This window comes from Acidilutibacter cellobiosedens (assembly GCF_004103715.1).
GTDB lineage: Bacteria > Bacillota > Clostridia > Tissierellales > Acidilutibacteraceae > Acidilutibacter > Acidilutibacter cellobiosedens.
Genome location: NZ_CP035282.1, coordinates 2,507,018 through 2,521,480 on the forward strand (window position 1 = coordinate 2,507,018; position 14,463 = coordinate 2,521,480).

10 protein-coding genes are annotated in these 14,463 nt (G+C 35.2%); 2 read left to right on the forward strand and 8 right to left on the reverse strand.

Annotated elements, in window-relative coordinates:
- Positions 1-4: 4 nt before the first annotated feature.
- Positions 5-1,162, reverse strand: coding sequence for a cysteine desulfurase family protein (locus EQM13_RS12110; protein WP_128752818.1), 1,158 nt, complete (start codon positions 1,160-1,162; stop codon positions 5-7).
- A gap of 669 nt (positions 1,163-1,831) precedes the next feature.
- Here EQM13_RS12110 and EQM13_RS12115 point away from each other — a divergent pair.
- Complete coding sequence (locus tag EQM13_RS12115; RefSeq protein WP_071140949.1) at positions 1,832-2,845, forward strand: asparaginase; 1,014 nt, start codon at positions 1,832-1,834, stop codon at positions 2,843-2,845.
- Between the two features lie 3 nt (positions 2,846-2,848).
- Here EQM13_RS12115 and EQM13_RS12120 read toward each other — a convergent pair whose 3' ends face one another.
- The gene (locus EQM13_RS12120) at positions 2,849-3,043 is read right to left on the reverse strand and encodes a DUF5320 domain-containing protein (protein ID WP_071140948.1); all 195 of its coding nucleotides are present in this window, start codon (positions 3,041-3,043) and stop codon (positions 2,849-2,851) included.
- On the reverse strand, positions 3,025-4,092 hold the full coding sequence (locus EQM13_RS12125; RefSeq protein WP_071140947.1) for a hypothetical protein: 1,068 nt from the start codon (positions 4,090-4,092) through the stop codon (positions 3,025-3,027). Before EQM13_RS12125 ends, EQM13_RS12120 begins: the two co-directional genes overlap by 19 nt.
- Positions 4,093-4,243: 151 nt before the next feature.
- On the opposite strand from EQM13_RS12125, the gene EQM13_RS12130 reads away from it, so the two are divergent.
- Positions 4,244-5,242: a hypothetical protein gene (locus EQM13_RS12130; RefSeq protein WP_071140946.1), complete on the forward strand. Its 999-nt coding sequence runs from the start codon at positions 4,244-4,246 to the stop codon at positions 5,240-5,242.
- A gap of 57 nt (positions 5,243-5,299) precedes the next feature.
- Here the strand turns inward: EQM13_RS12130 and EQM13_RS12135 are convergent, their stop codons facing one another.
- The 5 genes from EQM13_RS12135 to EQM13_RS12155 all read right to left on the reverse strand — a co-directional run bounded on the left by EQM13_RS12135 (position 5,300) and on the right by EQM13_RS12155 (position 14,336).
- On the reverse strand, positions 5,300-6,601 hold the full coding sequence (locus EQM13_RS12135; protein WP_128752820.1) for an acetyl-CoA hydrolase/transferase family protein: 1,302 nt from the start codon (positions 6,599-6,601) through the stop codon (positions 5,300-5,302).
- Positions 6,602-6,663: 62 nt separating this feature from the next.
- Positions 6,664-7,125 carry a nucleoside recognition domain-containing protein gene (locus EQM13_RS12140; RefSeq protein WP_071140944.1) on the reverse strand — a complete coding sequence of 154 codons (462 nt, stop codon included), beginning with the start codon at positions 7,123-7,125 and terminating at the stop codon, positions 6,664-6,666.
- Between the two features lie 9 nt (positions 7,126-7,134).
- Positions 7,135-7,551, reverse strand: a complete 417-nt coding sequence (locus tag EQM13_RS12145) for a nucleoside recognition domain-containing protein (protein ID WP_071140943.1) — start codon at positions 7,549-7,551, stop codon at positions 7,135-7,137.
- 134 nt (positions 7,552-7,685) lie between these two features.
- A complete protein-coding gene (locus tag EQM13_RS12150) occupies positions 7,686-9,821 on the reverse strand; it encodes an S-layer homology domain-containing protein (protein WP_161567239.1) in 2,136 nt (711 codons plus the stop codon).
- A gap of 60 nt (positions 9,822-9,881) precedes the next feature.
- Positions 9,882-14,336: a GLUG motif-containing protein gene (locus EQM13_RS12155; protein ID WP_128752824.1), complete on the reverse strand. Its 4,455-nt coding sequence runs from the start codon at positions 14,334-14,336 to the stop codon at positions 9,882-9,884.
- Positions 14,337-14,463: the final 127 nt, after the last annotated feature.

The window sequence follows — 14,463 nt, forward strand, 5'->3', positions numbered from 1 at the left end:
TTCATCACCTCTTAGTTATTTGTCTTATTTCTTCCAAAGAATCTTTCAGTACATCTAAAGTATAATCTAAATCTTTCTTTGTATTCATAGCCGAAAAACTAAATCTCACAGTTCCTTCTATTTCTCTGTCTTTAAGGCCTATAGATTTTAACACATGACTTTTTTCTTTGCTGTGAGAAGAGCAAGCGGAACCTGTAGAAATATATATACCCTTTTCTTCAAGATAATGTAGGAGAACTTCTCCTCTTATCCCCATAAATGAAACATTAAGTATAAACGGAGAAAATCTCTCATCAATTCCACTATTAATTTTTATATCACTAATTTCATTTTTTAATCTTCCGATAAAATATTTTTTTAATTCCGTCACTTTTTCTCTTGCTTCAAAAAATTCGTTATCCAATATCTCCACTGCTTTTCCCATTCCTACTATCCCCGGAACATTCTCGGTACCGGATCTGATTCCTCTTTCCTGCCCTCCTCCAAAAATCAGAGGATTTAAAATTACGTTTTTATTTAGATATAATCCTCCTGTCCCTTTAGGACCATGAATTTTATGACCGCTAAAAGAAAAAGAGTCTATTCCCCATTCTTTTAAATGTAATGGAATTTTTCCAAAGGCTTGTATTCCATCTACATGGAAAAAAGATTTACTTCTTTTTCTCATCAAAATTTTTTTTACTTTTTCCACCGGTTCAATTGAGCCGATCTCATTATTAACCAGCATAAGAGCTATAAGAATAGTCTCATCATCTATGCTTTCTTCAAGCTCTTCTAAATCTATAATCCCGTCTTTATCTACATCCAAATAAGTAACCCTTAACCCCCTGTTCTCATAGTTTTTAAAAATATCAAGCACAGAAGGATGTTCTATCTTTGAAGTAATAATGTGATTGCCATATCTTAAATTTTTATTTATTATCCCTTGGATTGCTAAATTATTACTTTCTGTACCTCCGGAAGTAAAAAATAATTCATCACTTCTTATTTTTAAAAAATCGGCAATTATATTTCTTGCCCATTTTACCTTTTTCTCTGCATCAAACCCCATTCTATGAAGAGAAGAAGGATTCCCATAGCAAGTTTTAAGCATAAAAGTCATTTCTTCAATTACTTCATCTCTTGGTTTTGTAGTCGAGCTATTATCCAAATAAATTTCCATGATCATCACCTTATCCTTTGTCAATATATAAAATTTAATTAAATAACATGGTATAACTTACTTTATACAACAATTTTCCAATATCTAAAGAACCTATAAAAACAATCTCCATTTTATATTATATATCATATTATCTTCTTTTTTATAACCCCTATAAAAGTTATATTTTTCATTAATACACAGTTGACCTTAAATGGATTTCAAAAAAGGCTTAATTGATTTACTAATATTTCTATTAAAGCCTTTTTTATAACCTATAGGAAAGTCATGTTCTTCCTTAATTTGTACTTTCCGTTAAATGGGTTTCAAAAAAGGTTTCATTAATTTATTAATATTTCTATTAAAACCTTTTTTATATTATTTATACATTAAAAATATTATATACAATCTTGATAAATTAGAGAAGTAAAAATATATTACAAGTTTTTTAAATTTTTTTAGCAAAAGATGTTGCAAACCATGTCGTAATTTGCTATAATATGAGAGTGGTTATCCCCCTGGTAACCTCAAATAAGATCTCTATTCCCAATACCCCTTTTGAACGGTTTTATGTTACATCCCTTTGTGGATGTAGGGGCTCCTTAATAAGGAGTCCTTTTTTATTTTATTTATTTTTGTATAATATGTTAAAATATAATTGTACATAAAATAACTTTAGGAGGCTTTATTATGAAAAGAAAAAAAGTAGCCATTATATTCACAGGCGGGACTATTTCTATGAAGATTGATCCTCGTATTCATGCTGCTATTCCTGCTTTGTCCAGTGAGGAAATACTATCTATGGTCACGAATATTGAAAAAGCGGCGGAAATCGAAATTATTGATTTTGCTAATCTTCCGAGTCCTCATATAACTCCTGACATAATGATGAAATTATCTCAGACCGTTAAAAAAACGATTTCCCGTGAAGACATCAATGGTGTCGTTGTGACTCACGGAACGGATACTCTCGAAGAAACAGCATACCTATTGGATTTAACTATTAAAACAGAAAAACCTATAGTAGTGGTGGGAGCTATGAGAAACAGTTCAGAACTTGGATATGACGGTTCGAGCAATCTTTCTGCCGCAATTTGTACGGCAACTTCTGAAGATGCAAAAAATAAGGGTGTATTGGTAGTTATGAATAATGAAGTTAACAGTGCAAGTGAAGTAACAAAAACAAATACTCTTTCTCTTGACACTTTTAAGTCACCCGAATTCGGTCCTCTTGGAATTATAGATAATGATGAAGTTATTTTTTATAGAGATATACCATATAAACAGCATATTCAAACGGAAAGTATTGAATCCAAAGTCGGACTTGTAAAATGTGTTTCAGGAATGGAATCGGACATACTCCACTTTTTAATAGATTCCGGATATAAAGGAATAGTATTAGAAGCCCTTGGAAGAGGAAATATTCCTCCAAAGATGATGGAAGGAGTAGAAAAAAGCATAAATAAAAATATTCCTGTAGTAATGGTATCACGATGTCCTACAGGACGAGTTTTGGACTCTTATGGGTATGCCGGAGGCGGAAAAACTTTAAGAGAACTTGGCGTTATATTTGGCGGCGATCTCCCCGGCCAGAAAGCAAGAATAAAATTAATGTTAGCTTTAAGCATAACTGATGATATTGAAGTCATAAGATACTTATTTGAAAGAAAGGAGCATTCTACCTTAGTTAAAAATATAAACTAAATATTATCTGCCCTTAATTCTTGAGAAAAAGCCCCGGGTTTTTCTGTCTAAAAAGTACTCAATATATGATACTCTTTCCTTTAAATCTTTATCTATACTTTTTAGTTGATCTTCAAGAATCCGAACCTTCTCTTCAAGAGTCTCTATTGTTTTGTCTTCATAATTTTTTTCTTTAGATGTTAAAAGGGTAGAATCCATGAATGCAAGTTTTTTTTTAGAGGTATTTCAGCAGTATTCTGCAAATTTCCAAAACCAATAAAAGATATCTCGGGATATATTTTTCCAAAAGAAAAGTTCAAGATATGTCGGTCTGTATTGAAATACCTCTTATATTTATATCTTACAACTTCTTTTCCTTTAGATTCTTTCCATTGATAAATACTGCCCCATGTATCTCCTTCGTCTGCACTGAATCTGCTTGTTATATTATCATATTCAATCCATTCCACCCATAATTTATCTTCAAAATATACTAAAGTAGGATGAGAACAGTTTTCAATATTAGATATATCCTCTCTAACTTCCATATTAGCTATATTTTCCGAAAGAGAAAATCTTTCATATCTTATTTTCAAATTTCCTTCGTAATATTCGCTATACACTAAATGTATTTTTTCATTTAACACTATCATGTCTATATATAATTTGGGTTTCTGATCTTTTGTAAGCTGTATCTTTCTATCCCATTTCCCTTCTTTTAGTGAAAAAGATTTAACACATACTTCTTCTTCCATATTAAACAGGTCATAGTATCCTATCATAATGGTATCCTTGTTTTTAATCAGCTGAATAGGATTTAATATTTTTTTTACCTTTATGTCATCAACAATATTGGTTATCCACTTGTCTTCTTTTTTATATTGATGACATATTCTATAAATGTTTTCAATATCATGAAGAGGCACTTCATATATTATATGAATATTTTCTCCACCCATCATAATATTTAAATTATACATAACTGGAAGGGGTTCTTCCGTAATTACAGTTCTCTTTATACGGTTCTCTTTTAATTCCAACAATATTAAATTAAAGGATTGATCTTGGTAAACCAAATATATATTATCCTCTGAATCCACAGTAACATCAAATTCTTCCAATGTATTTTCCGCAATAATCCTTCTATCCGTCTGTTTATTGGCCAAATTAAAATAGTAGGAATAGATATTCCCCGAATTCCATTGAAACATATGAATATTTTTCATACTATCCGTAATGATAGGAATATTATCATTAAAAAAAGCCATATATACACCACCTGTCATTTAATCTTTCTATATAGATATTAATTGATTAAATAAAATATTCTTTATTTTTAGTCTGTAACACAAATATAGTATTTCGAATATATTATCAGTGAGAATGTAATTTAAAAATTCCATGAAAGGAGGATATATAATGGGTTCTGCTGATATAAATAAAGATATTTTAAGCCAGTCAATAACAGAAAGTTGTTGTAACGGTACAACCGGATGCGATTGGGATGGAACACTGAGAAGAGTTAAAAACGAACCAATATATGTTCAAAAAGTTTTTGATGCAACTCTACTGAATTCTCAGGCATTAAGAACTATTCAAAATCAACCATTTAGCCCAAGTTTAGGAAGAAATGCACAAATTATAAGAGTAACCGATATTAGATGTAGAAAATACTTCAATCCGGCAAATATATTTGATAAAGATAATTTAACAGTTAATGCAAATACGGTATTATCAGGAGGTAGCTTCGTTGAAGATGGAGCTTGCAATCCTATTACTGTTATAGGTCCTGACGGAACTTCAAGTGAAAAAATAATATATGTAAATACTTCTGATTGCGATAAACAAGGAAGGGGAACACCAGTCTTTGGAACTCAGACTGTACGTATTACAGGAAATGTTGTTGTAGAAATCGACGTAGTTTTCCTTGATGGAAGAGGAAGAAGAACTCCCATAACTCTAAAAGCTGTTGTACCTATTGCATCAGTTAAAAATCCAATAGTTCTGACAAACTTCTTCGAACTGTGCGTACCATCAGTATTTAATTCCGCATTTTTACCAAGATTTGCTGAATTCTGCAGCGTAGCATGTGAAACAAGGTTAGCAACTAATAGTATTACCAGAGATATATGCATCGATCCTGTTACAGGACAAATAAATGCAAGCCTTATAATTGCTATATGTATAACTTGTGAAAAGAAAGTGGTAGTTCCTGTACAGCTTTGCGTATTGTCAACAGGATTCCCTGTACTATCGCCGATAGTATCTCCGATATGCTCTACTTTCCCGACTCTTTTCCCAAGACAAATTGACGAAAGCAGTAATGATGACAACGATGGTTGTGGTCGAAATTCCCAATCTCTTGGAATAAGCGAAGATGAAAAAGACGAATGCGAAGAATATGGGGATAATTATTAATAAATAGGGACTAAAACAGAAAGCAGGTAATTGATTTACCTGCTTTCTATAGTTTCTTTAATACCTGTCTCTAAATCTTCTTTCCCATTCTTTTATAAGCTCTTCTCTAAAATCAGGGTAAGCAATATTTATCAGCTCTCTTCCCCTTTCCTTTAAAGTTTTCCCCTTAAGTTGCGCTATCCCGTATTCCGTGACTATGTAGTTAGCGTCATTTCTTGAAGTTGTAACGGAAGCTCCATGATCAATAAAGGGAACTATTCTCGATATTTTATTATTTGCTGCAGTAGAAGGCATTGCAATTATCGATTTTCCTCCATCTGCCATATTTGCTCCTCTGACAAAATCCACTTGCCCTCCTGTACCACTAAATTGCCTTTCTCCTATTGTTTCCGAAACTACTTGGCCCATTAAATCAACCTGTATACATGAATTTATTGAAATCATTTTATAATTCTTCATTATAACGGTAGGATCATTTACATAATCTACAGGATACAATTCTACATTCTTATTATTATTAACAAAATCATAAAGACGTTTAGTTCCCATCATAAATGTAACTATAATTTTATCTTTGTGAATAGATTTTTTCTTATTCGTAATAACTCCCGATTCGTAAAGATTCAAGATTCCATCGGATATCATCTCTGAATGAATTCCAAGATCCTTTTTATCTTTCAGGAACAATAATATAGCATCGGGAATCGCTCCTATTCCCAATTCAAGAGTAGAGCCGTCTTCAATCAAAGAAGCGCAGTACCTTCCTATAGATTCTTCAACTTTAGTTATTTTCGGAGGATTTAATTCCAATATAGGTCTATCCGCCTCAACTATATAATCAATATCAGATATATGGATAAAGGAATCTCCAAAAGTCCTCGGCATTTCCCTATTAATTTGAGCAATTACAATATTCGCACTTTCTGCTGCTGCCTTCGTATAGTCTACTGAAATACCAAAACTGCAGTAACCCTCCTCATCGGGAGGGCTCAATTCAATTAATGCCACGTCTACCGGAAGATACCCCTCTCTAAAAAGTTTAGGTACCTCATAAAAAAAACACGGAGTATAATCTGCTCTGCCACAATTAATCGCATCTCTCGTGGATACACCTGCGAATAGAGAATTGTGACGAAAATGCCCTGCCATCTCTAACTTTGTATATTCTCCCTTCCCCATAGGAACCATATGAGCTATTTCTACATCTCTATATTCATTATAATTAGCCACCAGTTCATCAACTAAAACAGAGGGTTCCCCTGCTGCATGGCCTATTACAACTCGATCTCCGGATTTAATATGTTTAACTGCTTCTCTTGGAGATACTAATTTTGATCTATATTCATTTTTCCAATCCATTTCCCTCACTCCTCAATCTAATTTGGTATGTATTGTTTCATAAGGTTTAAATTAACCTTCAACTATAAATTTTTATTATTAAAGTCAATTTTATCTATTACCTTAGATGCAAAAAAAGAAACGACTACAGCTATAGTTATCCTTATACTCAAAAGAAGTATCCCATTAGCACCTACCGAAACAAAAATTAACGTATCTTCAAATACCGAATGGCACGATATCAAAAATATGATAAGAACATATAGATCCTTTTTATTCAAATTACTTTCCTTAGCACTTTCAATTATGACTCCAGCTCCATAGGCCAACCCAAAGACAAGACCCACTATTAACGGGAAAGTAGCTTCTTTCGATATATTATAAAATTTAGAAACAGGGCTTAAAAATTTTGCCCCTTTATCAAGTATCTTTAAATCCTTTAATATCTCCATTATAATCATAAGGGGAATAATAATTAAAGCCAATTTATAAACAGATTTGATACTTCCAAAAGTACTTTCCTTTAAAAATCCCAATAAATTCATAGAAGCCTCCTACAATACAAGATTCAATACAATTCCTGAAATAATAGCTAATGAGAACCTGCAGGCCAAAACTATAAATACATTCATCCCTGTCTTTTTTACAACCGCTGTCTCCATAAACAAACTGTGAGAAAAAGAAAGCATAAAAGCAATTATGGTAATCTGCTTTGCTTTGAGGTTTAAACCTGCTATGGCACCTATTCCGGCATATAGGTTAAGCATGTTTCCCAACACTAAAGGAAGACTCGCTTCTCCAGGAAGACCAAATATTTTCATCACAGGAGTAAAAAAATCGGATATCCAGTTAAGAATCGGAGTGTATTTTAAAAAGGTGACAAAAAAATAAACAGGAACTATGACTTTCGTTAATTCCCATGTCGTTGAAATACCTTTTCTTAATCCTCTTGAGATACTTTCTTTGTACATACAATCACCTTTCCGCACGTTTATATATTTATTATACATCACAAAATTTCTCAATTCAATGTTAAAAGATCAGACATTTCAGTTTAACATTGGCCAATCTGAAATATCTGATCTTCATTTATAAAGATTATCAGCTATTGATTGATTATCAGATTATACAATCTATCCAGCATCACTGCTGTCTCTGCTCTTGTGGCATATTTCTGCGGAGAGAATTTTCCATCTGTTCCTTTTATCAGTCCAAACTGAGCTGACAAATTCACTCCGTCTTCTGCCCATTCCGCTATTTCATTATTATCACTGAAATTGCTTAAATAATCTCTTCCATCATATTCATACCCTGATAAGGTCAGTATATTTGCCATGGCCTGAGTCAATTCCTGTCTTGTTATCTTGCCTTCAGGAACAAATTTAGTTTCCGATTTCCCTTCCATCAGGTTATTCTCATAAGCTGCATTTATTACTTCCCAATACCATGCATCGGACTTTACATCTTCAAATGCCTTTATATCTTTGACATCGGAACTGTCCGCTTTCACCATTCTTACCAAAAGTGCCGAAATTTCTGCTCTTGTCAGCTCTCCAGACGGTACAAATGATCCGCCGCCTCTCCCATTGATTATTCCTTTTGATGCCATAGAATTTATAGAACTTCTTGCCCAATCGTAATTCTGCAAATCTGTAAACTTTACCGGATTATCGGTAATATAATATTTACTGTTACCTTTTGTGGTAAACACCATCTCCTTGTTTTCCTTATCGTATATTCCTCCAAGATTTTCTTTACTACCATTATCGTCTTCCCTCATTACAGTTTTTCCTGTACCATTTTTCTCATAGGGAAGCCCTATGGTTATAGGTTCTTCAAATTTTTTCTCAGGCAATATCTGTATCTCTGTATAGTCAGCCATATTTTTCATCATAATGGTAATTTCTTTATCCAATATTAACTGTTTTATAGGTATCTTCATATTTCCACCGTTGAAATATAGCATTAATTTGTCTAATCCTGATCTCAATAATTTTTCAGTAGTATCAGTGGGCATAACTATTTTTTCAATATCATTGTTCATATAGAAAGCAAGAACCGCTTCTAACTTTTTACCGTTGGTTATCTTGGCATTTTCTACGGATTTGATTAAACTCCTGTTAAATTCCCCTATGGTTTCAAAATCCTTCGTATATTCTACCGTTATTCTTTCCGACTGTACTTTTATATTCGATTTCTTATCAAGAGCTTTCTGTACTGTAGAAATCAAGTCCTTTTGGCTGTTTATGCTATCTTCCTGAGCCATGCCATTTTTCACTTTCCCCAGATTATCTATTATATACACGAGTACTTGTTGAATATAGCTCACGTTCTGTGTCTTATCCACCAGCAGATCTGCTATTATATTTAAATCTCCGACTATGTCTTTTATCTCCTGAGGATTCATCTTATTTACATCAATTTCCTTTATTACCTTGGATATAACTTCTTCCGATTTCTTTTTAATTTCAGGATCTGTCATATTTCCGCTGTATAAACTGTTGGCTAGCTCTTTTAAAGCAGCATTCTTTATGTTGTTAACTGCTGGACTTGGTTTTACAGCTTCAGAAGGTTTATCTCCCATATCGTATCCCAAATCTTTCCCTAAATCCATAGTATAGAGCCATCTTATATAATCTCCGTCCTCTACTTTTACGCTTCCTGCCCCTACATTCGGAAACTTTCCGTTGACCGAATACATCCAGCCGCTTCCAGGCCCTTTATCCATTTCTCCTTGTCCATCTATACTTGCTATATATCCTGAACGTTCAACGTATTCTATATTCTTACGATTCAGTACCCTTTTTGTTAACCCCAATACTGTTTCTCCTTTATTGATATCTACTTTTTCTTCATCTACTATTATTCCATCATATCCTTTAACATAAATATATGCTGACTCAGGTTTGTCGGGGTCATCCGGATCTTTTTCATCAATAACAATAGTTTTGGATGCGGTCTTTCCGTCAATATTAACTAAAAGGTTATATTGTTTTCCTCTTTCTAACTGAGCTTTAAATTCAATTTTTCCCTTTGAATCCGTAACTCCCTGATTTATATAATATTTTCTGTTATTGTCCTTTATGGATATACTTACAGGCTTATTTCTTTCTCCTTGAATTGAAATAACGGTTGTTTCTCCTTCTAAGCGGTAGTCAATATTAAAGTCGGCTTGAGCAAATACAAATGAAGGAATCGTTAAAATCAATATAAGAAGAACCGCAATTAATTTCTTATTCATTATTTTCCTCCTCAAACAATATTGTCCGAACAAAATTTCTGATTTCATCTATTCCCTTTATTATTCTACTTCTATCCTCAGGGGTATTCCCAATAGAATATTTTGATTTTCAAAATTATCCCATACCATTGCTTTTATTATATAATCTCCCGTTTCAGGTATCAAAAATCCTGCTCCCATTTCCTTTGTTTCTCCTGTTTTTATAGCTTCATTTACATAGGAATAATTTATCATTTTGCTCTCATCTTTATTAAATAACACCACTATAAAGGTAGCCGATTTATCTGAACTGCTTATATTCTTTATTCTTATTTCCACTCTTCCTTCGGTTCCCTTTCTTATGGGATCATTTCCTATTCTTTCTATCTGAAAATCTTCCGGTTCCACAGTTAAGCCTACAGTATCCGCTATATTTTCATATCCTTTTATCTTTACCGTTATTGTTACTTTTCCTGCCTTCTTGGCAGTTACTGTTCCATCTTTATCCACTTCTGCTACATTATTATCGGAACTTTCCCACAGAAGATCATAAGCCGGAAGGTAATTATTGTTTTCATCATAAGTTCTTGCTTCTAAATTCAATGTTTCATTTTCCTTTAAAACCGTCTTGGCTGGTTCAAGAATTCTTACAGTTGCAGGTTCTCCTTCTTCTAATCCTATTTCTTTAAACATGGATTTCCCTCTGTATAAATCGGCCAATGCTATAAATGCCTGTTCCGTAGCACTGTCTATTTCCGTTCCCCATTCTGAAGTACTTTCAAAATGATCTCCTACTTTATAGGATATTAGAGCGTCTAACATTGAATTACCGTTTTTTCTCCACTCTGATGACAGCGGATCCGCTCCTACAGCAATAAGCCCTTGTATAACGGCCGATACAGAGTAAGGATTTTCTGAGCCAAAAGCTTCAAATCCTCCTGAATTTTTTTGATTTGCCTTTAAATAGGCCAGAGCTTTATCTATCGAATCATTTACTCCGTTAAGGTCTCTATGGCTGCCCAGCGCCATGATGCTCATAGCTGCATCATCTACCATTCCATAACTTCCAAAACTTCCGTCATTATTTTGATATCCTATAAGAGCCGATACGGCCTTTTCTACATCATATTCTCCCTTAGCCATGTCCAACGCTATAATGCCGAAAGCTAAGGCAGTGGGATAATCGTCAGATGTGCCAACTATGAATTTACCTGAATCCTGCTGAGAATCCGCCAACTCTTTCACATAATTTCTTCCGTTATAATCATATGGATTTCTTCCCGCGGATATCAGCCCTATAATATTTCCTGCATAAGCTGTTGCCCCGTTCAAATTTTCGCTTACCGCATACCTATCCCGAATTATAGGAATGTCCCTCTCCAAATTATCGCTTGTATAATTATATCCTATAGCTGCTCTAAAGGTATACGCCGCTTTTTCTCCATAGTAGTTTCTCAGAGTCTCTACAGTTTCCCTGATTGTTCTCTCATCTTCCGTTTCTTCCTCTTCCAGGCCTTCCAGCGATGATACCAATCCGGTTAAAGCCTCTACTATCTCCTGTTGGGAAGGATTTTCTTTTTCTAATACCTCTTTGGCAATGTTTAATGCTTCTTGTAAAGCCCTCCAGCTTTCTTCTGTATAATCACTTTCCTTTAAAGTCCCGTCTTCAATCTTGCTTTCTATTTCATTTACCTTTGCTGACAAAGTCTCTTTACTTATAGGTACAGTACTTTCAATGGTAACTGAAATGTCCTTGGTGAAAAATTCACCGTTTTTTATAAATCCAAGAGTTACACTTGTTTCCTCATTTCCTTCTGTGGTCTTTTGTTTCAATAACGTGTACTGGCCCGGAGTAACACTGTCGGAAACATAACCCGTATAATTCTTTTGAGCATAAACAAGGTATATGGTCGGGTCTGATGTTTGTCCATCTTTTAACCTTACAATATAACTTGTAACATTTGAACCTTCCGCAGCTGTATTGGGAATTAATACACTATCTTCGTATTTTTCGGCTTCCCTTCTCACCGATAATTTATCGTCATTGTCATCTTCCTCCGGAAGAGTAACTCCCAATATTTCTTGCAGTTTTTCTCTTGCTTCTTCCGGCGTAACGCCTATTTCACCGTACTCGTCTTCTGTGTCGTTTCCCAATCCTTTAACTATATTCCCCAGATAATCAGTAGAATTTCCGAAACAATTCTCAAAATCATTTTCCGCATCGTAACCGTCATAATAACCTGCAAAACCTCCGTTCCAGCTCCAGCTCGGCACAACCGTTCCCGTGCTTACGGAATTTTTTGTTTTACCTGATGTACTTCCTACAAATCCTCCGAAATAATTACCCTTGTTAATTTTGTCGCCGATAACATTTCCTGTGGAATAACAGTTCTCTATAGTAGTATATAAGTTGTTTGATCCTGCAAAACCTCCTACCGTTTGACAGCCCGTTACGTTCCCCATAGCATGGGAATTGTATATCTGTTCCCAATTTGAGCCAACCAGTCCTCCTACAAGATTACCGCCATTTACATTTCCTTCTGCATAGCTGTTTCTGATTATACCTCTATTCCAGCCTACAAGGCCTCCTACGTCTCCCCCGTCTCCTATGGGAACGGTGGAACATATAACTTCCGCATCCGCCGAACAATTATCTATAATACTGTAGATATAACTTCCACTTCCCGTTCCCGGTACTGTATTGTTACCATCGTTGATTCCGATTAAACCTCCTATACGGGTAGCTTTTATAACATCCGTGCCTAAAGCCGTTATCCTTCCGCTTACATGACAGTTCCCTATTAAGCAGAAACCGCCTTCCCCATCCTCTTTTGCATAGCCTGCCAGAATTCCCAACCTGCTGCCGCCTGTAACGTTGGTATTTGTTATTGTTACATTCACTATTTTTGCATTGTCTAAAACCCCGAAAAGCCCTATATTTTTGCTGCTTTCCGGTTTATCGATTTTCAGGTTCGAAATCTCTTTATTGTTTCCGTCAAAGGTACCTCTGAAAGGATTGCTTTCAGTTCCTATAGGCTCAAATTCCGCATCTTTCAGATTTATATCATTGTTTAATTTAAAATGGGCCTCAGGATATTCCATAATATGAGAAAAATCTTTTGCTTTTTCTACCAGATAAGGATTTTCCTCCGTTCCTTCTCCTTCAAAATAACCGCTTTCTTCCCCTTCTCCCGGAGTCGGAGATACCATCTCATCCCATTTAGGCCCTTTAAAATTGTTAACGGGGCTTCCGTAGTACCAAAGAATTTTATCTCCGTCCTTAACGGTAGCGGTAGATACTCCCACAGGCGAAACCTTATCATTAACGGTAAACATCCATCCGTCGGGAGATACGGCTTCTATTCCGTCTATGGACTTTATAAATTTTCCGTAATCTCCGTCTTCCGCTTCGTAAGGGATCTCTTCCTCTCCTGCTTCCAAAACATCCAAAGCAGTAGGACTTGTACCTTCTTTCTCGACTTTTATGGGAGTTACGCCGATATGGGTTTCAAAACTGTAATTTTCAAAATCATAAGTTGCGACCAATACTTCTACTGTTATTTCACCGGAAGGTTCAGGTCCCGAAGATTCCGGAGCGATTGACAGGATATAAGGAAATCCTCCGTTGATATTATCCGCCTTTCCCCAGATGGAATTTCCGTTATTCAAAGCAGCAAGCACTTCGTCGGATTTCAGTTCTTCCGCCGTTTTGGCTTCGATTCCATCCAAGGTCGCACTGTTTTCAGACGGCAGCTGCCTTTCCGAGTTGTAGAAACAGTTTGAAGCTGTCCCTCCTCCAGAGGATAATCCGCCTATAAAAGCACCTCCGCTTGTTTCAGGTACAACATCAGTATTTGCATAGCAATTCTCAATATTTGAAGAGTCTGCTGCACGTCCTATAAAACCGCCTATTTCTTCCGTACCTTTAACAGTTCCTGTACTGTAGCTGTTAATGATAGAACCATAATTCCAACCAACCAATCCTCCGCACCATTTTTTTGCTTCAACAGTAGCAGAAGAATAACATTCGTTGATAGTACCATCAGGGGTATTTCTGCCTACCAAACCTCCGTGAGTTGTCGTACTATATGTATTATCATATTTAACAACCCCGCTATCAATAAAACTTCTTTCGACCGTTCCTTCATTAATTCCTACAAGTCCTCCAACGACATTGCTCGTACATGTAATTTGCGTATTTACCGACGAACAGTTTTCTATTGTTCCTTCATTGGTTCCTGCCAAAGCTCCGGAAGAACCATACAAACTAAAATCACCGTCTACCAACTTCAGATTTTTTACTGTAGCTGAAGAGGACAATTTGTAAAACAACCCGCCATTTTCACTACTAAAAGATATTTCAAAATTTTTAATAGCATGTCCGTCTCCGTCAAAAACTCCTGTGAAAGGATGTGACGAGTTTCCTATAGGTTTCATCGTCTGTCCTGGAGTCGCCTCTTCCATATCAATATCATTGGCTAATTGATACGTCTTTGCCCATTCTGTTTCTTGAGCTGACTGGCTTTTATTAGCCAAATCAATCAGCTGATCCGCAGTACTGATCTCTACTACTTCCGAATCCTCTTCGCCTGATATTTCATTATTGGATTCAATATTAATTTCCTCTGGTTTTTCATTTTTTTCCTGAACCGGTTCTTCTGCT